The sequence below is a fragment of the Stenotrophomonas sp. a6 genome (genome assembly GCF_030913325.1).
GTDB lineage: Bacteria > Pseudomonadota > Gammaproteobacteria > Xanthomonadales > Xanthomonadaceae > Stenotrophomonas > Stenotrophomonas maltophilia.
The window spans coordinates 2,828,657-2,848,663 of record NZ_CP133161.1; the positions used below are offsets into that span (position 1 = coordinate 2,828,657).

Here is a 20,007-nt window from a genome sequence, read left to right on the forward strand (position 1 = left end):
GGTGTCCCTTTGTGCTTCATGCCGGGTGCCGGGCACCCGGCGGCGTCATCATTCGTGTTCGGCAAGATAGGCCAGCAGGCGGTCCTCATCCCACACCGGCACGCCCAGCGACTGTGCCTTGTCCAGCTTGGAGCCGGCCTCGGTACCGGCCACCACGAAGCTGGTCTTCTTCGACACACTGCCGGAGACCTTGGCACCCAGCGCTTCCAGGCGTTCCTTGGCGGCATCGCGGGTGAGCTGGGCCAGGGTGCCGGTCAGCACCACGGTCTGCCCATCCAGCGGACCCGCCACGATCTCGGCCAGCGCCGGCGCCTTGGCCAGGATCTCCCGCATCGCGTTCTCGGCGGCCAACAGCATCGCACCGTGGCCATCAGCGTCCAGCCATTCGGCCAGACCGCGCGCGGTGTCATCGGGCAGGCCGGCGTTGACGAACTGGCCATGCTCGGCATCGAGCACCGCCTGTGCGCCGGGAAGCGCAGCCACCAGCTTTTCGGCGCGCAGACGGGTGATGCCGGGGATCTCCGACTCGACCAGCAACTGCGCCAGATCCAGCCCGTCGCGCAGCTTGGCACTGGGCGCATGCACATCGGCGATGCGCACCTGGCCGACCTGCAGCAGGTCATCGATGGCCTGCTGGTTGCCCTGCTGCTCGAAGAAGTGGCCAAGCGAACGCGCCACTTCGCCACCGATGTCCGGCACACGCTTGAACAACGGCCACGGCAGGTGGCGGATCAGCTCCAAGTCACCGAACCACTGCGCCAGCGCCTTGGCCGTGCTCTCGCCCACGTGCTCGATGCCAAGCGCGAACAGCACGCGCTCCAGCGTGGCCGCACGGCTGGCGTCGATCGCTGCGATCAGGTTGTCGGCCCACTTGGTGGCGATCTTCTTCGTGTTCCATTCGAAGCTGGCCGGCTGCGCCAGCGCCTGCGCGCGCCAGCCCGGATCGTTGCCGTCCAGCTTGAGCACCGCATTGAGCACCGCACCACTGCCCTCGGCGGGAAGGTGCAGCTTCAGCGCCGCTGCCAGCGCCGACGGCTCCTCGGCGTCGAGCACCAGCTTCAGGTGCAGCAGCGTATCGCGGCTGAGCCGGTACAGGTCGGCCACGCTCTTGACGATGCCCGCGTCCACCAGGGTTTCGATGTACTTGTCGCCGAGACCGTCGATGTCCATGGCGCGGCGCGAGGCGAAATGGGCAATGGCTTCCTTGCGCTGCGCCGGGCAGGACAGTTCGCCCGAACAACGCCACGCCGCCGCCCCCTCCTCACGCACGATTTCCGAGCCGCACACCGGGCAACGCGTCGGCATCTGCCACGGCAAGGTGCCCTGCGGGCGGCGATCGAGGATGACGCTGACCACTTCCGGAATCACATCGCCGGCGCGGCGCACGATCACGCTGTCGCCCACCCGCACATCCAGGCGTGCGATCTGATCGGCGTTGTGCAGGGTGGCATTGGACACGATCACGCCGGCCACAGCCACCGGCGCCAGTCGCGCGACCGGCGTGGCGGCACCGGTGCGGCCGATCTGGATCTCGATGGCCTCCACCGTGGTGCTCTGTTCCTGCGCCGGGAACTTGTGCGCGATGGCCCAGCGCGGCGCACGCGAGACGAAGCCCATCGCCTGCTGGCCCGCGCGGTCATCGAGCTTGTAGACCACGCCATCGATATCGAACGGCAGGCCATTGCGGCGCTCACCGATATCGCGGTAGTAACCCAGCAGGCCGTCGGTGCCTTCCACCACCTTGCACAGTTCACTGACCGGGAAGCCCCAGGCACCGAGCTGGGCCAGGGTGCCCGAATGGGTGTCCGGCAGCTCGCCGCCCTGCACTTCGCCAGTGCCGTAGGCGAAGAAACTCAGCCTGCGCTGCGCACTGATCTTCGGGTCGAGCTGGCGCAGCGAACCGGCCGCCGCATTGCGCGGATTGGCCAGCACCTTGCCGCCCTGCAGGCGCGCACGTTCGTTGTAGGCCTCGAAGTCGGCACGGGCCATGTAGACCTCGCCGCGCACCTCCAGCACATCCGGCCAGTCCTTGCCGTGCAGACGCTTGGGAATGTCAGCGATCTCGCGCAGGTTGGCGGTCACGTCCTCCCCGGTACTGCCATCGCCACGGGTCGCGCCGAGCACGAAATGACCATCCTCATAGCGCAGGCTGATCGCCAGGCCGTCCATCTTCGGCTCGGCCGAAAACTGAAGGCTGCGACGGCCCAGGCGCTCATCGATGCGGCGCACGAAATCGGCCACTTCTTCATCGCTGAAGGCATTGGACAGCGACAACATCGGTACCGCGTGGCGCACCTCCGGGAAGCGGCCGGAGGGGCGCGCACCGACCTGCTGGGTCGGGCTGTCGGCACGGGCCAGTTCCGGGTGTTCGCGCTCCAGCGCTTCCAGCTCGCGCACCATCCGGTCGTAGTCGACGTCAGGGATCTCCGGCGCGTCCAGCTCGTGGTAGGCGCGGTTGGCCTGGGCGATCTGCCGGCGAAGGTCTTCGGCGCGTTCAGCGGGGCTGGGGCTCATCGGGATCCGGTGGTTCTGGGATGGCCGGGGATTCTACCGCGCCCAGCCGTCAGGCCCTGTAACGCCTCCGCCTTTGCAGCGTCGAGCGTGCTCGACGGGCACTCCCCGCTCCGGCAGGTGCCAACCTTCTCCCTCGTTCCGGCAGGTGCCAACCTTGGTTGGCACATCTGCATGGCGCGACGCCACAAAAAGCAGCTTGCCGCCCACCCTCGCCGGCGCTAGCGTGCGACGGTCTGCCCTTCGGAATCCTGCCCGTGACCCTGCCCGCTTCCCGTCGACGCTTCCTGCAACTGGCCGGAGCCGGCCTCGCCGTCGCCGGCAGCGGGCTGCCGCGGCCCGGCCATGCCCAACCCGCGACAGCCGTCGCCCCGGGCCCCGCCGAAGGTGCGGTGCTGCTGAATTTCAACGAATGCCCCTACGGCCCCTCGCCCGCAGCCCAGCAGGCGGCACGCGACAGCATCGCCGGTTGCGGCCGCTACCGTTTCGCACTGGCCGGTCAGGTGCGCGACGCCTTCATCGAACAGGCGCGCATTCCGGCCGATCACGTGCGGCTCTATCCGGGTTCCAGCGAACCGCTGAACCGTGCCGCCGTGCTGTGGACCGGCCCGCAGGCGGGACTGGTAGTCGCCGATCCGACCTTCGAGACGCTGGGCGAGGTCGCGGCCGCACACGGTGCGCACGTGCAGAAAGTGCCATTGCACGACGACGGCGCACATGACCTGCGCGCGATGGTGGCCGCCGCACACGCGCGCTCGACCGGCCTGCTGTATGTGTGCAACCCGAACAACCCGACCGGCTCGATCAGCCCGCCGGATGAGCTCGCCTGGCTGCTGGCCCACAAGCCTGCGTCCACCCGCGTACTGGTCGACGAGGCCTACCTGCAGTACAGCGAGCAGCCGAGCCTGATCGCGCAGGTGGCGCAGCGCGATGACCTGATCGTGTTGCGCACGTTCTCCAAGCTTTATGGCATGGCCGGCCTGCGCCTGGGCGTGGCGGCCGCGCATCCCGACCGCCTGCGCGAACTGGCCAGCCTGGGCGACAACCCGCTACCCGTGCCAGCACTGGCCGCGGCACTGGCCAGCCTGCAGGATCCTCAGTTGATCGCGCAGCGGCGCCTGCAGAATGCCAAGGTGCGGCAGGCCACCATCGCGTGGCTGGGCAAGCGTGGTTTCAGCTGCGTGCCGTCGGAAGCGAACTGCTTCGTGGTGGATGTGCAGCGCGACGGTGCCGCCTTTGCCAAGGCGATGGCAGACAACGGCGTGATCATCGGCCGCAGCTGGCCGATCTGGCCGCAGCGCGTGCGCGTGAGCGTCGGCACCGAGGACGAGATGGCCACGTTCCGCAAGGCATTTGCCAAGGTCGCCGGCGTACCGGCCTGACCCTGTTGGTGGGGGCGAACCTTGGTTCGCCCCATCCACGCATGGCGTGGATCTACTGTTGTGGGTGCCGACCGCTGGTCGGCACACCAGGGCGCTCACCAGCGCGGGGTCTTGGTCAGCGGCGGCGCCTGGTGCTGGCGATCATAGGCACGCAGTTCGTCACGGATGTGCGCGATGCGCTGCCGGCCGAGAGCGTTGCGGCTGTCGTCCAGCACCACGCCGTCGAGCAGCTCGGCCATGCGCTGCACGGTGGGCAGCATCTTCTCCCAGGCATCCAGCGCGGTCAGCGGCGCCGGCAGGGTCAGGAAGAAGGCGATGGCCGGGGTCTCCATGGCGCGGATGTTGGCCATGTCGAAGCTGCCCGGCTTCATGATGCTGGCCATCGAGAAGATCGGGCCGCGCTCGGGGTGGCCTTCCACCAGGCGGTGGAACACGTTCATGTGGCCGAACACCAGGCCGGTCTTCTCCGCCGCCACCACGATGTCTTCGCCACGCAGCTGTTCGCCGGCGCGAGCGGCCACGAACAGCGACACGATCTTGTCGAAGTCCTGGGTGGCGCGCTTGCCAAGGTCGCTGGCCGCGCCGGCGTCGGTGTCGGCCAGGCCAAGCTCGGCCTGCTCGCCTTCCGAGCCCATGCCCGGCTCTACGCGGCCATCGGCCACAGTGACGCCATCATCGCCCAGCACCGGCTCGCGACGCTCGCCGCCGGTCGGTTCCGCGCTTTCCACGCGACGCCCCTGGGGCTTCTTCTTCGGACGGCCAAACAGGAAGATCGCAGCGATCAACAGCAGGCCGGCGGCCAGGATGCCGATGCGCAACAGTGCCGTGTCGGACATTCGATAGGTTCTCCGGCTAGTTCATTCAGGTAATTAGGATGGCACGTCAGGCCGCGCCCGCCAATCGTGCGGCTTCTTCCAGGTCCACGCTGACCAGGCGGCTGACGCCCGGTTCGCGCATGGTCACGCCCGACAGCTGGTGCGCAGCCTCCATCGTCGCCTTGTTGTGGCTGACGAACAGGAACTGCACCTTCTCGCTCATTTCCTTGACCATGTTGGCCAGGCGACCGACGTTGGCTTCATCCAGCGGTGCGTCCACCTCGTCCAGCAGGCAGAACGGTGCCGGATTCAACTGGAAGATGGCGAACACCAGCGCTACTGCGGTCATCGCCTTTTCGCCGCCGGACAGCAGCGAGATGCTGGACACGCGCTTGCCCGGCGGGCGCGCCATGATGGTCACGCCGGTGTCGAGCAGGTCTTCACCGGTCAATTCCAGGTAGGCGTGGCCGCCACCGAACAGGCGCGGGTACAGCGCCTGCACGCCGGCGTTGACACGGTCGAAAGTGTCCTTGAAGCGGCCGCGGGTCTCGCGGTCGATCTTCCGGATGGCATCTTCCAGGGTTTCCAGCGCTGTGGTGAGGTCGGCGTGCTGCGAATCCAGGTAGTCCGAGCGCTGCGAGGCCTCGCCGTACTCGTGGATCGCGGCCAGATTGACCGGCTCCAGCCGGCGCATGCGGGCATCGATCTGGTGCACGGCCTGCTCCCAGTCGCCCAGGCGGGCGTCCTCGGGCAGTGCATTGAGCACGTCCTGCAGCACGAAACCGGCCTTTTCGACCGCCGCCTGCAGGGTATCCGCGCTGAGCACCAGCGCCTGCTGGTCAAGCTTGCGCTGCGAAATACGCTCACGCTGGGCCAATGCCTGTTCGTCGCGCTGGTGGCGGGTCTGCTCGTAGTTGCGCAGCTCGGCGTCGATGCCGTCCAGCAGCGTTCGCGCTTCGGTCAGCACGCGATCGGCCCGAACGCGCTCTTCCAGCGCATTCTGGTGCTCGGCCTGCAGCGCTTCGACCGGCGAATCACCTTCGTCCAGCTGCGAATGCAGCTCGCCCAGGCGCGAATCCAGCTGCCCGCGCTGGGTGCCCATGCGCTCCAGCGCCTGGCTCAACGAGGCCAGCTGCGCACGCTGCGATTCCAGGGTAAGGGCCAGCGAGTGCGCGCGCTCGCGTACCGCACGGGCGGCGTCGCGAGCCAGGTCGCGCGCCTCGGTCAACTGGCGGCGCTCGCCCTCCAGCCGCTGCCGGGTCGATTCCAGGTCGCCCATGCTGCTGACCGCGTTCTCCAACCGCGAGCGCGCTTCACGCGCTTGTTCGTTGTTGGCTTCAATGGTTTCCTGCAGCTGCTTCAGCTCGCCTTCGATGCGATCGATGCGCGTGCGCGCGGCCTCCACCTTGCCCTGCTGGCCCTGCAGCTGGCCGGCCAGTTCGGACACCGCACGATGGGCCTGGTACAGCGCACGCTGCGCGTCTTCGCGCTGCTGTTCGGCAGCCTGCAGCTGCTCTCGGAAGCCGGCCAGCTGTTCTTCCAGTTCGGCCTCGCGGTCCTGCAGCTGCTCGATCTGCTCACGCAGCTCCTGGATCTCACGTTCGCGCAGCAGCGCGCCCTGCTCGGCGGCACCGGAGCGCGATACACGCAGCCAGCCCTGGCCCAGGCGCTCGCCACTCTGGGTGATGATCGAATCGCCTTCCGGAAGGCTGGCCTGCAGCACCTTGGCCTCGGACAGATCCCTGGCACCGTGCAGGTGCGCCAGCAGGCGCCGGATCGCTGCCGGGCCACGCACGCGTGCAGCCAGCGAGGTCGGCGCAACCTTCAGGTCCGCGCCATCATTGGCGACCAGCGCAATGTGGCCCTCGCCCAGTTCGCCCAGCGCGTCGACCAGGCTGGCCGGGTCATCGACCAGCACGCCTTCGATCAACTGGCCGAGCGCGCTTTCCACCGCGTTTTCCCAACCGGCATCGACATCCAGGCGTTCGCCGACACGCGCCGCCGAGTCCAGCCCACGCGCCTTCAGCCAGGCCACGGCGGCGCCCTGCTCCTGGCCCAGCGCAGCCTGCTGCAGGGTTTCCAGCGAAGCCAGGCGACCGCGCAGGCCATTGGCCTGCTTGCGCAGTTCGGCCAGTTCGTTCTGGCCATTGCGCTGCTGTTCCTGCACCGCCGCCACGCCCTGCTTGCGCAGCTCGACGTCTTCGCTCAGTTCATCCAGCGCGGTCTTCTGCGTGTCGTGCTGCAGGTGCAGCTGCTCGAAGGCTTCTTCCAGCGCATCCACGTCCAGCCCGGCGCGCTCGGCGGACAAGGCTTCACGACGCCGGTCGGCATCGAGGATCTGCTTGTCCAGGTAGTCCACGCGCGTGCGCTCGACGTCGCCGGCGCGCGAGGCTTCCGAACTCTGCGAGGTGTGCTGTTCCCAGCGCTGCTGCCAGCTGGCCAGCCGGTCTTCAGCCTCGCGCAGGCTTTCCTGCTTTATCTCGTTTTCTTCCTGCAGTTCTTCCAGCTGCGGGGTGGCGGCCTCTACCGCCTCCCGCAGCACCCTCAGCTTGGCCTCGTCGCCACTGATGTGCTGCCCCAGTTCGGCCAGGGCCTGCTGGGTTTCGTCGCGCGCCTTGTGCAGGCGCTGCGACAGCTCGCGCTGGTGCTGGATCTGCTGCTCCAGGCGGGCCAGCGTGCTGCCGACCTGATAGACCGCCGCCTGCGCGGTGTTGAGCGCATCGGCGGCCTCTTCGCGACGCACTCGCGAGGTTTCGATTCGGGCCTCTGCGTCGCGCTGATCGGCGATCAGCTGCTGCAGCTTGGTCTCTTCCTGCGACAGGCCTTCGCGCAGCTTCGACAGGCGCCCATCGAGGCCACGGAATTCCAGCGCCTTCCACTCGGCATCCTTGATCCGGCGCTCTTCCTGCAGGGCCTGGTACTGCTCGGCCTGCTTGGCCTGGCGCTTGAGGTGTTCGAGCTGCTTGCTGATCTCGTCGCGCAGGTCACCCAGCCGGTCCAGGTTCTCACGGGTGTGGCGGATGCGGGTCTCGGTCTCCTTGCGGCGCTCCTTGTACTTGGAGATGCCGGCTGCCTCTTCCAGGTACACGCGCAGGTCTTCCGGGCGCGCCTCGATGATCTGGCTGATCATGCCCTGCTCGATGATCGAGTAGCTGCGCGGGCCCAGGCCGGTGCCGAGGAACAGATCGGTGATGTCGCGGCGACGGCACTTGGTGCCGTTGAGGTAATAGTTGCTGGTGCCGTCGCGGCTGACCGTGCGCTTGACCGAGATCTCGTTGAACGAGGCGTACTCGCCGGAAATCGTGTGGTCGGAGTTGTCGAAGATCAGCTCGACCGTGGCCTGCGACACCGGCTTGCGGGCATTGGACCCGGAGAAGATCACGTCGGTCAGCGAGTCGCCACGCAGGCGGCTGGCCGAACTCTCGCCCATGACCCAGCGCACGGCGTCGATGATGTTCGACTTGCCGCAGCCATTGGGCCCCACCACGCCGGTCATGTTGGTCGGCAGGTGCAGGGTGGTCGGATCGACGAACGACTTGAAGCCGGAGAGCTTGATCGTGGAAAGACGCATAGGGGTTCCGGACTGGGGCCGGCAAGCGGCCTGCGTTTACCCTCCAAGCCATTGATCCTGTTGGGATCGATGCCCGTGGAACGGGTGTGACGCCCTGAGTATACCGATGTGGACGTGTTCTACGAATGGGCGTGGAACATTGTCCACCCCCACCCCGTCGGACGGACCTGGCCCGACACCGCGGAACGGCGCCAAAAACAAAACGGGCACCCTTGCGGGCGCCCGTTCTGCGGTGATGCCAAGCCTTGCGGCGTGGGATCAGGCTTCGGCGACGACGACGACCTTGACGGTGGTCTCGACGTCGGCGTGCAGGTGGACCAGCACGTCGTATTCGCCGATGTTGCGGAAGGCGCCTTCGCCCAGGATGACTTCGCTCTTTTCCAGCGGCAGGCCGGCGGCGGTGAAGGCCTCGGCGATGTCGCGCGGGCCAACCGAGCCGTACAGCTTGCCTTCGGTCGAAGCGTTGGCGGCGATGGTCACGCTCGCGCCTTCCAGCTTGGCCTTGCGGCCTTCAGCGTCGGCGTGGATGGCCTGGGCCTTGGCTTCGTATTCGGCGCGCTTGGCTTCGAACTCGGCCTTGTTGCTCTCGGTGGCCGGCACGGCCTTGCCCTGCGGCACGAGGAAGTTACGGCCGTAGCCCGGCTTCACGTCGACCAGGTCGCCCAGGTTGCCGAGGTTGGTGACTTTCTGCAGGAGGATCAGCTGCATGGTATTGCTCCAGATAAGTTATTCGTTAGCGAGGCGATGCCCCGCAACAAAGGCTGTCCGAATAGCTGGCACAGCGGGGGCGGCGCCGGGCCGCCCCGCTGGCATCAGACGTCGTGGTTGTCGGTGTACGGGATCAGGGCCAGGAAGCGAGCGCGCTTGACGGCGGTCGCCAGCTGGCGCTGGTACTTCGACTTGGTACCGGTGACGCGGCTCGGCACGATCTTGCCGTTCTCGGTCAGGTACTGGCGCAGGGTGTTGAGATCCTTGTAGTCGATCTCCTTCACACCTTCAGCAGTGAACTTGCAGAACTTGCGGCGACGGAAGAACTTGGACATGGGAAGGCTCCTTAGGCGGCGGAAGCGGCGTCGTCGCCGGCTTCGTTGTCAGCGGTGTTGTTGGACTCGCCTTCTTCGTCGTCACGACGACGGCGCTCACCGCGCTCCGGCTTGTCACCCTTCTCGTCCTTGCTCTTCATGATCAGCGACTGCTCGGTGTCAGCCTCGTCACGCTTGATGACCAGGTTGCGCAGCACGGCGTCGTTGAAGCGGAAGCTCTCGGTCAGTTCGTTCAGAACGGCCTGGTCGGCTTCGATGTTCATCAGCACGTAGTGGGCCTTCACCAGGTTCTGGATCGGGTACGCCAGCTGGCGGCGGCCCCAGTCTTCCAGACGGTGGATGGTGCCGTTGCCGTTCTCGACCAGCGACTTGTAGCGCTCGATCATGGCCGGGACCTGCTCGCTCTGGTCCGGGTGGACCATGAACACGATTTCGTAATGACGACTCATGTTTTTTTCTACCTTTCGGATGTGGCCTTGCGGCCGGACAGCCCCCCGCCGTTGAGACCGCGGTGGGGCAAGGATTCCCGCCGGGAGGCAGGAAGCCGCGCATTATGGCGCAGATGGGGGTGCCGGGCAACCGGCGGGTCACAGGGCAACCTGAACCGGGGGCGCAGCCCCCATGCCGACCCAGGCTGGCCGCTACCGGAGCCCCGCACAGCCCAAGAATCCGCCTGGATTCACCCCAGGTCGACGTGAAGGCGATGCTGGCCGCATTCCAGGCACTGGAACAGGCAGCCGACCATCATCCCGTCCCGGCTCAGGTGCGCCAGCACCCAGTCGGCGTCGCGCGGATTGACCTCCGCCACATCGGGCCGGACCTGGTCGAGGATGGGCAGCAGATCGTCGCTGCCGGCGAAACCGAGGAAGGCGCAGGGCCGTTCACAATGGCTCAGCCAGACCGATTGCTGCCATGACGGGTAGCCCGGGGTGCGCTCGCAGATCTCCAGCAGCAGCTCACGGGCGATGCTCGGTGGCGGGTCGGCCGGGTCTGGCGAGCCCCCTTCGATATCACTCCAGCCGGTGAATTCACCCTCGTAGCTGGCCGCCGCCCTGCCGTCGGCGATACACCAGGGGCAAAGGTAATCCGGACGCAGACGGGTGTAGAACGGCCCGCGGTAGCGCAGTGTGCGCGGCTGGCCGCAGCAGTCACAGATTCCGTCGACCTCTTCGAAGGAGAGGGCGTAGGCGTTGGGGTGATAGGTAAAAGCCGGTCGTTCCATCCGTGGGGTCCCTGCCGAGCCCCGCGTGCCGACCAAGGTCGGCAGCTACCGGGACGCGCCGGGCCGTCAGGCCTTGTCGGCGTCGGTGGTGAAGCTCTCGCCGCAGCCACACTCGGCGGTGGCATTGGGGTTGCTGAACGTGAAGGTCTCGCTCAGGCCGTGCTTGCCGAAGTCGATCACGGTGCCGTCCACCAGCGCCAGGCTCTTGGCGTCGACATAGATCTTCACGCCGTCCTGCTCGAACACGGTATCGCCCTCGCGCTCGTCGCGTGCCAGGTCGGTGATGTGGCCCCAGCCGGAGCAACCGGTCCTGGTCACGCCGAAACGCAGGCCCAGCGCACCGGGGGTCTGGGCGACAAAGCGCTGCACGCGCTCGAAGGCAATGGGGGTCAGGCTGACGGCCATGGGGCTACTCCAGAGGTACGGGGACATTATAAGGAGCCGTTGCCGCGAAAAATGCCTCGCAAGCAGAACGCTGCAACCGGTAAACTCCCGTGTTCACAGATCGAGTCGATCAGCAGAGGATTCAAGTCATGACGGTGGTCAGCGTTGAACATGCGCTTGCCGGGAAGATCCCGGAAGGCGGCGAAGTCACGGTACGCGGATGGGTGCGCACGGTGCGCGGTTCAGCGAATCTGGCCTTCGTGAATGTGAGCGACGGCTCCTGCTTCGCCCCGATCCAGGTCGTGGCCGGCGACAGCCTGGCCAACTTCGACGAGATCAAGCGCCTGACCAGCGGCTGCTCGGTCATCGCCACCGGCACCCTGGTGAAGTCGCAGGGCAAGGGCCAGTCGTTCGAGATCCAGGCCAGTGCAGTGGAAGTGGTCGGCTGGGTCGAAGACCCGCTCACCTACCCGATCCAGCCCAAGCCGATGTCGCCGGAGTTCCTGCGCGAAGTGGCGCACCTGCGCCCGCGCACCAACCTGTTCGGCGCGGTCACCCGCATCCGCAACTGCCTGGCCCAGGCCGTGCACCGTTTCTTCCACGAGAACGGCTTCAACTGGATCAGCACCCCGATCATCACCACCTCCGACGCCGAAGGCGCCGGCCAGATGTTCCGCGTGTCCACCCTGGACATGGTGAACCTGCCGCGCGATGAGAAGGGCGCGATCGATTTCAGCCGCGACTTCTTCGGCAAGGAAACCTTCCTGACCGTGTCCGGCCAGCTGAACGTCGAGGCCTACTGCCTGGCGCTGAGCAAGGTCTACACCTTCGGCCCGACCTTCCGCGCCGAGAACAGCCACACCACCCGCCACCTGGCGGAGTTCTGGATGATCGAGCCGGAAATCGCCTTCGCCGACCTGGCCGAAGACGCACGCCTGGCCGAAGAGTTCCTGAAGTACCTGTTCCGTGCGGTGCTGAACGAGCGCAGCGACGACCTGGCCTTCATCGCCGAGCGCGTGGACAAGAACGCGATCACCAAGCTGGAAGACTTCATCAACGCACCGTTCGAGCGCATCGACTACACCGACGCGGTCAGCCTGCTGCAGAAGTCCGGCAGGAAGTTCGACTTCCCGGTCGAATGGGGCCTGGACCTGCAGACCGAGCACGAGCGCTGGCTGACCGAGGAACACGTCGGCCGCCCGGTGGTGGTGACCAACTATCCGGAGCACATCAAGGCCTTCTACATGCGCCTGAACGACGACGGCAAGACCGTTGCCGCGATGGACGTGCTGGCCCCGGGCATCGGCGAGATCATCGGCGGCAGCCAGCGCGAAGAGCGCCTGGACGTGCTGGACGCGCGCATGGCCCAGTTCGGCCTGGATCGCGAACACTACAGCTGGTACCGCGATTTCCGCCGCTATGGCTCGGTGCCGCACGCCGGCTTCGGCCTGGGCTTCGAGCGCCTGGTGGTTTACGTCTGCGGGCTGTCCAACATCCGCGATGCGATCCCCTACCCGCGCGCCCCGGGCAGCGCGGACTTCTAAGCCCCATACGACCACGGAGGTACTGCCCCCATGACCCTGTTCTTCGCCCTCTGTTTCGTCGGCGTTGCAGTGGCCGGGTTCAGTGCCTTCGTGATCTTCTGGCCGCTGACCCTGGTGCACGTGCGCGACCGCCATCCGGCGCTCGCCGCGCGCTTCGGCAGCGGCGCCTTCCTCAAGCCCGATGCCCTGGCCTGGCTGCTGCGCCGCGACTATCGGCAGCAACCGGACCGCTCGCTGTCCGGGCTGGCGACACCGGCCTGGGTATCGCTGCTGACCCTGCTGGCCGGACTGGGCATGGCCGCCCTGCTCTGGCTGGCCTCGCTCTGGTAACACACCCATGAATGACATCACCGCCTCGCGCGACAGCTGGTGGCTGGCCAGCCTCGGCAACACCCTGATCTGGGCGCGCCTGCGCGTTCGCCCGGCCGGCACCGCCGAAGTGCTCGACAGCGATGGCAACACGCTGAGCTACGACAGCGAAGACACCGCCCGTTCGCAGTTGTTCGACGCCGAGTTCGTCGAGTACGACGGCCTGGACGAGGAGGACGCACTGGTGCGCGGCTTCAGCCTGCACGAAGTGCAGCCGCCGCAGGCCGACAGCGACGAGGGTCTGCGTGGCCGCATGGTCCAGTCGCTGGGCGGGCGCGCCTGACCCCTGCATGTTCACCCCGCGCGCCTTCGCCGAGACCGACCTGCTCTGGCTGGACCGCCTGCTGGCGCGCGACCCGTTCGTCACCGTGCTCACCCCCGGCAGCGATGGCCTGCCGGAGCTGACCCGGATGCCGGTGCTGTACCGGCGTGACGGCGACCAGATCGAACTGCGCGGCCACTGGGCCCGCGCCAACCCGCAGTCGCGCCACAGCGGCGCGGCCAAGGTACTGGTCGATGGCCCACACGGCTACGTCTCGGCCAGCTGGTATCCGGACAAGGAGCCCGCCGCGCGGGTACCCACTTGGAACTACGCCGCTGCCGAGCTGCGTGGCCAGCTGCAGACCTTCGACGAGGCTGATGCCCTGGCCGAACTGGTCGGCGCGATCAGCGACCGCTTCGAAGCCAGTGTCGGCCAGGCCTGGCAGTTCGATGCCGCGCGCGCCGAACACGGCCCGGAGCTGCGCGCCATCGTCGGCTTCCGCTTCCTGGTGGAACACGTGCAGCTGAAGCTGAAACTCAGCCAGAACCATCCCGACGCCAACCAGCAGGCCGTGATCGCCGCACTGGAAGCGCTCGCCTCCCCGTCCTCCCATGAGCTGGCGCAGTGGATGCGCTGGCACCGTGAACAGTCCGCCTCCAGCGGCTGATCACCCCAGCTTCCCGCGACGGCGCGACCAGAACGGCCGCGCCTTGCCCCCACCCGACGCCAGGGATACCGCACATGAAAGACATCCACCGCCTGCTGCAGAACAACCGCGACTGGGCCGACCGCATCGCCAAGGAAGACCCTGAGTTCTTCCAGCAGCTGTCCAAGCAGCAGCATCCGGAATACCTGTGGATCGGCTGCTCCGACTCGCGGGTGCCGGCCAACCAGATCATCGGCATGGCCCCGGGTGAAGTGTTCGTGCACCGCAACGTCGCCAACGTGGTCGCGCACACCGACCTGAACTGCCTGAGCGTGGTGCAGTACGCGGTGGACCAGTTGAAGGTGAAGCACATCCTGATTGTCGGCCACTACGGCTGCGGCGGCGTGCACGCCTGCCTGCACAATACCCGCGTCGGCCTGGCCGACAACTGGCTGCGCCATGTCGGCGACGTGGTGCAGAAGCACCAGGGCATCCTCGATGCGATCGAGGATGACGAGCTGAAGCACGCGCGCCTGTGCGAACTGAACGTGATCGAGCAGGTCGCCAACCTGTGCCGTTCGACCATCGTCGAGGACGCCTGGGCGCGCGGGCAGAAGCTGATGGTGCACGGCTGGGTCTACAGCCTGAAGAACGGCCGGGTCAGCGAAATGGGCATCGATGTCGGTGGACCGGAAGAGCTGAAGCCAGCCTATGAAAAGGCACTGTCCTACGTGCCCCGCCAGGGCCGGCGCGACTGACCTCACTACGGACCACGACCATGCTCGCCTCGCCGATCAACCTGCACGCCTGGATCGAAGAAAACCGCCACCTGCTGAAGCCGCCGGTGGGCAACAAGATGATCGACAACGGCGACTTCATCGTGATGGTCGTGGGCGGGCCGAACTCGCGCACCGACTATCACTACGACGAAGGCCCGGAGTGGTTCTACCAGCTCGAGGGCGAGATGGTGCTGAAGGTGCAGGAGGACGGCGCGGTGCGCGACATCCCGATCCGCGCCGGCGAGATCTTCCTGCTGCCGGCCAGGGTGCCGCACTCGCCGCGGCGCCCGCCCGGCGGCATCGGCCTGGTGGTCGAGCGCAAGCGCCTGCCGCACGAGAAGGACGGCGTGATCTGGCACTGCGAACGCTGCAACCACAAGCTGCACGAAGAGTTCTTCCCGCTGCAGAACATCGAGACCGACCTGCCCAAGGTGTTTGCGCGCTATCACGCCAGCCTGGAGCTGCGTACCTGCAGCCAGTGCGGGCACGTGGATCCGCTGCCGGTGCCGGCGGCGGGCTGACGCCCACACCGGTAGGCGCCCACCCTGATGGGCGCATGGATCCACGCGCGCCAACCAAGGTGGGCCACTACCAGAAAACGCGGCGCTCGAAGCGTGGCCGCGTCTACCGGGCCATGCCCCAGGCGCTACACTGGCGGTCCCGTTGCAGCCTGTTGCCCGACCATGTCCGACCTGCTCAGCCGCACCCACGCCATTGCCCTGGACGCCGCCGATCCGCTGCGCCCGCTGCGTAACGAATTCCTGATTCCGCGCCATGGCGGTGGCGAGCAGACCTACTTCGTCGGCAACTCGCTGGGCCTGCAGCCGCGTGGCGCCCAAGCCGCGGTGCAGGAAGTGATGAAGCAATGGGGCGAGCTGGCGGTGGAAGGCCACTTCACCGGCCCGACGCAGTGGCTGTCCTACCACCGCCTGGTGAGCGCGCAGCTGGCCCGCGTGGTCGGTGCACTGCCCAGCGAAGTGGTGGCGATGAACACGCTGAGCGTGAACCTGCACCTGATGATGGTCAGCTTCTACCGACCGACCGCGCAGCGCCCGGTGATCCTGATGGAAGCCGGTGCGTTCCCGACCGACCGACACGCGGTCGAAGCGCAGATCCGTTTCCACGGGTTCGACCCGGCCGAGTGCCTGGTGGAAGTGCAACCGGACGAAGCCAACGGAACGATCTCGCTTACCGCGATCGAGCGCGCCATCGCCGAACACGGTCCGCGCCTTGCACTGGTGCTGTGGCCCGGCGTGCAGTACCGCACCGGCCAGGCCTTCGACCTCGATGCAATCACCCGTGCTGCCCGCCTGCAGGGCGCGCGCATCGGCTTCGACCTGGCGCACTCGGTCGGCAACCTGCCGCTGCGCCTGCATGACGTCGCACCCGATTTCGCCGTGTGGTGCCACTACAAATACCTCAACAGCGGCCCGGGTGCGGTGGCCGGCGCGTTCGTGCACGAGCGCCATCACCGCGACACCACGCTGCCGCGCTTTGCCGGCTGGTGGGGCCATGAGGAAGCCACCCGCTTCCAGATGGCACCGCAGTTCACCCCCGCCATCGGTGCCGAAGGCTGGCAGCTCAGCAATCCGCCGATCCTCGGCCTGGCGCCGCTGCGCGCGTCGCTGGACCTGTTCGAGCGCGCCGGCATGGAGGCACTGCGCAGCAAGTCGCTGGCGTTGACCGGCATGCTCGAAGCGCTTGTACGTGCACGCCTGTCCGGCGTGCTCGACATCATCACCCCGGCCGAGCCGCAGCGCCGCGGCTGCCAGCTGTCATTGCGCGTGATCGGTGGGCGCGAGCGCGGCCGTGCGCTGTTCGAGCACCTGCGCGGCATCGGCGTGCTCGGCGACTGGCGCGAGCCGGACGTGATCCGCATCTCGCCCACCCCGCTCTACAACCGCTACCTGGACGTGCACCACTTCGTCGAGGAAGTGGAAGCCTGGGCCGGCCTCTGAGCCGGTCCCTCCCCTACTGCTGGACAGTTCGTTGATCGCACATGCTTCCCGCTCGTTGAGCATTATCGGTGCCGGCCTCGCCGGGTCGCTGCTGGCCATCCTGCTGTCACGCCAGGGCTGGCGCATCACCCTGTACGAACGCCGTGGCGATCCACGCGTGGCCGACTATGAGAGCGGCCGCTCGATCAACCTGGCGCTGGCCGAGCGTGGGCGCAATGCGCTGCGCCAGGCCGGTGTGGAAGACGAGGTCATGGCGCGCGCGGTGATGATGCGCGGACGCATGGTGCATCCGCGCGAAGGCGAACCGCAGCTGCAGCGCTATGGCCGCGACGACAGCGAAGTGATCTGGTCGATCCATCGCAGCGACCTCAACACCACGCTGCTGGAGCTGGCCGAACAGGCCGGCGCCACCGTGCACTTCCATCGCCGCCTGCATACCGTCGATTTCGACGCCGGCTACGCACGCTTCATCGACGACCGCGACGACAGCCCGCATGACATCCGCTTCGACACCCTGATCGGTGCCGATGGTGCAGGCTCGGCCCTGCGCGCGGCGATGAACCGGCGGGCGCCGCTGGGCGAGGACATCGCGTTCCTCGATCACTCCTACAAGGAGCTGGAAATTCCGCCGGCCGACGATGGCAGCTTCCGCATCGAGCGCAACGCGCTGCATATCTGGCCGCGCGGCCATTACATGTGCATCGCCCTGCCCAATCACGAAGGCACCTTCACCGTCACTTTGTTCCTGCCCAACCAGGGCGATCCCAGCTTCGCCACGATCAATACCGGCGCGCAGGCCGAGGCGCTGTTCGCGCGCGAGTTCGCCGACACCCTGCCGCTGATCCCGAACCTGCGCGCAGACTGGGAACAGCACCCGCCGGGCCTGCTTGGCACGCTGACGCTCGATCGCTGGCACCAGCAGGGCCGTGCCGTGCTGATCGGCGACGCCGCGCATGCGATGGTGCCGTTCCACGGCCAGGGCATGAACTGCGCGTTCGAGGACTGCGTTGCGCTGGCCCGCCACCTGATGGAGGCCGATGATCTGGAAGGTGCGTTCGCCGCGTTCGAAGCCGAGCGCAAGCCGAATGCACGTGCCATCCAGCAGATGGCGCTGGAGAACTACCTGGAAATGCGCGATCGCGTCGCCGACCCTGCATTCCTGCTGCAGCGCGAACTGGAACAGGAACTGCAGCGGCGCTGGCCGACCCGCTTCGTGCCGCACTACACCATGGTCACCTTCCTGCACACGCCGTACGCCGAGGCGCTACGCCGCACCGAACTGCAACGCGACATGCTGGTGGCCGCCACCACCGGCCATGATTCACTGGACAACATCGACTGGGCCGCGCTGGAAGCGCAGATCCATGCGCAGCTGCCGGTCCTGGAGGGCGCGCACTGATGGCTGACAGCTTCCTGTTCTACGATCTGGAAACCTTCGGCCAGGACCCGCGGCGCACGCGCATCTCGCAGTTCGCCGCCATCCGCACCGACGCCGATCTCAACGAAATCGACACCCCGGTCAGCTTCTTCGTGCGCCCGGCCGATGACCTGCTGCCCTCGCCGATGGCCACCCTGGTTACCGGCATCACCCCTCAGCAGGCACTGGCCGAGGGCATCAGCGAGGCCGAGGCCTTCGACCGCATCAACGAGCAGCTGTCGCGCCCCGGCACCTGCGCGCTGGGCTACAACACGCTGCGCTTCGACGATGAGTTCGTCCGCTACGGGCTGTTCCGCAACTTCCACGATCCGTACGAACGCGAGTGGCGCAACGGTAATTCGCGCTGGGACCTGCTGGACATGCTGCGGCTGATGCGCGCGATGCGCCCGGACGGCATACAGTGGCCGCTGCGCGAGGATGGCGCCACCTCGTTCAAGCTCGAACATCTGGCCGAAGCCAACCACGTGCGCGAAGGCGATGCACACGAAGCACTGTCCGACGTGCGCGCCACCATCGGCATGGCGCGGCTGTTCAAGCAGTCGCAACCACGCCTGTGGGACTACGCCCTGAAGCTGCGCGACAAGCGCTTCGTCGGCGGCCTGCTGGACGTGGCCGCGATGAAGCCGGTGCTGCACATTTCCATGCGCTACCCGGCCAGCCGCCTGTGCGCGGCACCGGTGCTGCCGTTGGCCGTGCACCCGACCATCAACAACCGGGTGATCGTGTTCGACCTGGAAGGCGAGATCGACGACCTGCTGGAACTGCCGGCCGAGGTGATCGCACAGCGCCTGTACATGCGCGCCAGCGAGCTGCCCGAAGGCGCGGCACGGGTACCTCTGAAAGAAGTGCATCTGAACAAGGTGCCGGCGCTGATCGCCTGGAACCACCTGCGCGCCGATGACCACGCGCGCCTCGGCCTGGATGTGGCTGCGATCGAAGCCAAGGTGGAACGCCTGCGCGCGTTCGCCCCGCAGCTGGCCGAAAAAGCCCGGCAGGTCTACAACCAACCCCGCGCCGCCACCGTGGCCGACGTCGATGCCTCGCTGTACGACGGCTTCCTCGGCAACGGTGACAAGCCGCTGCTTGCGCTTGCACGCACCACTGCGCCCGAGCAGCTGGCCGCGCTGGAAGGTCGCTTCCGCGACCCGCGCCTGCCGGAGCTGCTGTTCCGCTACCGCGCGCGCAATCATCCCGACAGCCTCGCGCCGCCTGAACGCCAGCGCTGGCAGGATTACCGCCGCCAGCGCCTGCTCGGAGACGGCGGCCTGGGCGAACTCAACCTGCCCCAGTACCAGCAGCAGCTGGACGCACTGGCCGCCGAAGCGCCCGATGACACCCGGCGCCAGGCCTTGCTGCAATCGCTGCGCGACTGGGGCCAGCACCTGCAGGAGACGCTGTGAGCACTTACTTCTCGGACGCCAGCTTCAAGTTCCTGCGCAGCCTTGCGCGGCACAACGACAAGGCCTGGTTCAACGATCACCGCCAGCAGTACGAAGACCACGTGCGGCAGCCGTTCCTGCGCCTGCTGGGCGACCTGCAGCCGGCGCTGGCCGAGGTCAGCGAGCACTTCCGCGCCGATACCCGTGGCGTCGGTGGCTCGCTGTTCCGCATCCATCGTGACGCGCGTTTTTCCAACGACAAGTCGCCGTACAAGACCTGGCAGGGTGCTCGCCTGTTCCATGAGCGCCGCCGCGAAGTGGCCGCGCCCTCGTTCTACGTGCACCTGCAGCCGGGCGAGAGTTTCGTCGGCGCTGGCCTGTGGCATCCGGAACCGGAAACCCAGCGCCGCGTACGCCACTTCATCCTCGACAATCCGGGCAGCTGGAAGGCCGCCGCGCATGCACCGGCCCTGCGCAAACGCTTCGATTTCGAGGAGAGCGAAAAGCTGGTGCGGCCCCCGCGTGGCTTCCCGGCCGACTTCGAGTTCATCGACGACCTCAAGCACCGCAACTGGGTGATGTGGCGCTCGCTGGACGATGCCACCATGACCGGCCCGCACCTGCTGTCCACGCTGGGCAAGGACCTGGCTGGGCTCGGCCCGTTCGTTGACTACCTGTGCGCGGCGCTGGACCTGGAGTTCTGA

The 20,007-nt window shown here is 67.2% G+C and carries 19 protein-coding genes; 11 read left to right on the forward strand and 8 right to left on the reverse strand.

All coding sequences use genetic code 11. From position 1 onward, the window contains the following. Positions 1–48: 48 nt before the first annotated feature. Complete coding sequence (ligA, locus tag Q9Q79_RS13105; protein ID WP_201862293.1) at positions 49–2,520, reverse strand: NAD-dependent DNA ligase LigA; 2,472 nt, start codon at positions 2,518–2,520, stop codon at positions 49–51. Between the two features lie 248 nt (positions 2,521–2,768). Here ligA and Q9Q79_RS13110 point away from each other — a divergent pair, with 248 nt between their 5' ends. Beyond that, on the forward strand, positions 2,769–3,893 hold the full coding sequence (locus tag Q9Q79_RS13110) for a pyridoxal phosphate-dependent aminotransferase (RefSeq protein WP_043034697.1): 1,125 nt from the start codon (positions 2,769–2,771) through the stop codon (positions 3,891–3,893). Positions 3,894–3,988: 95 nt separating this feature from the next. Here the strand turns inward: Q9Q79_RS13110 and zipA are convergent, their stop codons facing one another. The 7 genes from zipA to Q9Q79_RS13145 all read right to left on the reverse strand — a co-directional run bounded on the left by zipA (position 3,989) and on the right by Q9Q79_RS13145 (position 10,949). Beyond that, complete coding sequence (zipA, locus tag Q9Q79_RS13115; protein ID WP_005410225.1) at positions 3,989–4,729, reverse strand: cell division protein ZipA; 741 nt, start codon at positions 4,727–4,729, stop codon at positions 3,989–3,991. Positions 4,730–4,775: 46 nt separating this feature from the next. Then, positions 4,776–8,279 carry a chromosome segregation protein SMC gene (gene smc / locus Q9Q79_RS13120; protein WP_099473771.1) on the reverse strand — a complete coding sequence of 1,168 codons (3,504 nt, stop codon included), beginning with the start codon at positions 8,277–8,279 and terminating at the stop codon, positions 4,776–4,778. A gap of 258 nt (positions 8,280–8,537) precedes the next feature. After that, positions 8,538–8,987: a 50S ribosomal protein L9 gene (gene rplI, locus Q9Q79_RS13125; RefSeq protein ID WP_005410227.1), complete on the reverse strand. Its 450-nt coding sequence runs from the start codon at positions 8,985–8,987 to the stop codon at positions 8,538–8,540. Positions 8,988–9,091: 104 nt separating this feature from the next. Next, entirely contained in the window at positions 9,092–9,322 is a 231-nt protein-coding gene (rpsR, locus tag Q9Q79_RS13130) for a 30S ribosomal protein S18 (RefSeq protein ID WP_002804494.1), read from the reverse strand. An 11-nt stretch (positions 9,323–9,333) separates the two neighbouring features. Then, positions 9,334–9,771, reverse strand: a complete 438-nt coding sequence (gene rpsF / locus Q9Q79_RS13135) for a 30S ribosomal protein S6 (protein ID WP_005410228.1) — start codon at positions 9,769–9,771, stop codon at positions 9,334–9,336. A 230-nt stretch (positions 9,772–10,001) separates the two neighbouring features. Next, the gene (locus tag Q9Q79_RS13140) at positions 10,002–10,544 is read right to left on the reverse strand and encodes a CbrC family protein (RefSeq protein WP_062607372.1); all 543 of its coding nucleotides are present in this window, start codon (positions 10,542–10,544) and stop codon (positions 10,002–10,004) included. Between the two features lie 66 nt (positions 10,545–10,610). Then, positions 10,611–10,949: an iron-sulfur cluster assembly accessory protein gene (locus Q9Q79_RS13145; RefSeq protein WP_134968195.1), complete on the reverse strand. Its 339-nt coding sequence runs from the start codon at positions 10,947–10,949 to the stop codon at positions 10,611–10,613. Positions 10,950–11,077: 128 nt separating this feature from the next. Here Q9Q79_RS13145 and asnS point away from each other — a divergent pair, with 128 nt between their 5' ends. The 10 genes from asnS (at position 11,078) to Q9Q79_RS13195 (ending at position 20,007) form a co-directional block, all read left to right on the forward strand. Beyond that, complete coding sequence (asnS, locus tag Q9Q79_RS13150; protein ID WP_005410231.1) at positions 11,078–12,472, forward strand: asparagine--tRNA ligase; 1,395 nt, start codon at positions 11,078–11,080, stop codon at positions 12,470–12,472. Positions 12,473–12,502: 30 nt separating this feature from the next. After that, entirely contained in the window at positions 12,503–12,802 is a 300-nt protein-coding gene (locus tag Q9Q79_RS13155) for a hypothetical protein (RefSeq protein ID WP_005410232.1), read from the forward strand. Positions 12,803–12,809: 7 nt separating this feature from the next. Then, positions 12,810–13,124: a hypothetical protein gene (locus tag Q9Q79_RS13160; RefSeq protein WP_005410233.1), complete on the forward strand. Its 315-nt coding sequence runs from the start codon at positions 12,810–12,812 to the stop codon at positions 13,122–13,124. 7 nt (positions 13,125–13,131) lie between these two features. Continuing rightward, the gene (locus Q9Q79_RS13165) at positions 13,132–13,770 is read left to right on the forward strand and encodes an FMN-binding negative transcriptional regulator (RefSeq protein ID WP_201862246.1); all 639 of its coding nucleotides are present in this window, start codon (positions 13,132–13,134) and stop codon (positions 13,768–13,770) included. Between the two features lie 74 nt (positions 13,771–13,844). Next, on the forward strand, positions 13,845–14,507 hold the full coding sequence (gene can / locus Q9Q79_RS13170) for a carbonate dehydratase (protein WP_005413910.1): 663 nt from the start codon (positions 13,845–13,847) through the stop codon (positions 14,505–14,507). Between the two features lie 20 nt (positions 14,508–14,527). Then, positions 14,528–15,049, forward strand: a complete 522-nt coding sequence (locus Q9Q79_RS13175) for a 3-hydroxyanthranilate 3,4-dioxygenase (protein ID WP_005413911.1) — start codon at positions 14,528–14,530, stop codon at positions 15,047–15,049. A 162-nt stretch (positions 15,050–15,211) separates the two neighbouring features. After that, a complete protein-coding gene (gene kynU, locus Q9Q79_RS13180; RefSeq protein ID WP_012480764.1) occupies positions 15,212–16,486 on the forward strand; it encodes a kynureninase in 1,275 nt (424 codons plus the stop codon). A gap of 31 nt (positions 16,487–16,517) precedes the next feature. Continuing rightward, positions 16,518–17,885, forward strand: a complete 1,368-nt coding sequence (locus Q9Q79_RS13185) for an NAD(P)/FAD-dependent oxidoreductase (RefSeq protein WP_012480765.1) — start codon at positions 16,518–16,520, stop codon at positions 17,883–17,885. Next, positions 17,885–19,324 carry an exodeoxyribonuclease I gene (gene sbcB, locus Q9Q79_RS13190; protein ID WP_049403118.1) on the forward strand — a complete coding sequence of 480 codons (1,440 nt, stop codon included), beginning with the start codon at positions 17,885–17,887 and terminating at the stop codon, positions 19,322–19,324. The genes Q9Q79_RS13185 and sbcB overlap by 1 nt, the downstream gene beginning before the upstream one ends. Continuing rightward, the gene (locus Q9Q79_RS13195) at positions 19,321–20,007 is read left to right on the forward strand and encodes a DUF2461 domain-containing protein (RefSeq protein WP_201862244.1); all 687 of its coding nucleotides are present in this window, start codon (positions 19,321–19,323) and stop codon (positions 20,005–20,007) included. The genes sbcB and Q9Q79_RS13195 overlap by 4 nt, the downstream gene beginning before the upstream one ends.

Excerpts from the sequence above, each read along its gene's own strand:
- can (WP_005413910.1), top strand. The coding sequence starts at position 13,845 with ATGAAAGACATCCACCGCCTGCTGCAGAACAACCGCGACTGGGCCGAC.
- Q9Q79_RS13175 (WP_005413911.1), top strand. The coding sequence starts at position 14,528 with ATGCTCGCCTCGCCGATCAACCTGCACGCCTGGATCGAAGAAAACCGC.
- kynU (WP_012480764.1), top strand. The coding sequence starts at position 15,212 with ATGTCCGACCTGCTCAGCCGCACCCACGCCATTGCCCTGGACGCCGCC.
- sbcB (WP_049403118.1), top strand. The coding sequence starts at position 17,885 with ATGGCTGACAGCTTCCTGTTCTACGATCTGGAAACCTTCGGCCAGGAC.
- Q9Q79_RS13145 (WP_134968195.1), bottom strand. The coding sequence starts at position 10,949 with ATGGCCGTCAGCCTGACCCCCATTGCCTTCGAGCGCGTGCAGCGCTTT.
- rpsF (WP_005410228.1), bottom strand. The coding sequence starts at position 9,771 with ATGAGTCGTCATTACGAAATCGTGTTCATGGTCCACCCGGACCAGAGC.
- Q9Q79_RS13160 (WP_005410233.1), top strand. The coding sequence starts at position 12,810 with ATGAATGACATCACCGCCTCGCGCGACAGCTGGTGGCTGGCCAGCCTC.
- Q9Q79_RS13140 (WP_062607372.1), bottom strand. The coding sequence starts at position 10,544 with ATGGAACGACCGGCTTTTACCTATCACCCCAACGCCTACGCCCTCTCC.
- zipA (WP_005410225.1), bottom strand. The coding sequence starts at position 4,729 with ATGTCCGACACGGCACTGTTGCGCATCGGCATCCTGGCCGCCGGCCTG.
- Q9Q79_RS13165 (WP_201862246.1), top strand. The coding sequence starts at position 13,132 with ATGTTCACCCCGCGCGCCTTCGCCGAGACCGACCTGCTCTGGCTGGAC.
- smc (WP_099473771.1), bottom strand. The coding sequence starts at position 8,279 with ATGCGTCTTTCCACGATCAAGCTCTCCGGCTTCAAGTCGTTCGTCGAT.
- asnS (WP_005410231.1), top strand. The coding sequence starts at position 11,078 with ATGACGGTGGTCAGCGTTGAACATGCGCTTGCCGGGAAGATCCCGGAA.
- Q9Q79_RS13155 (WP_005410232.1), top strand. The coding sequence starts at position 12,503 with ATGACCCTGTTCTTCGCCCTCTGTTTCGTCGGCGTTGCAGTGGCCGGG.
- rpsR (WP_002804494.1), bottom strand. The coding sequence starts at position 9,322 with ATGTCCAAGTTCTTCCGTCGCCGCAAGTTCTGCAAGTTCACTGCTGAA.
- rplI (WP_005410227.1), bottom strand. The coding sequence starts at position 8,987 with ATGCAGCTGATCCTCCTGCAGAAAGTCACCAACCTCGGCAACCTGGGC.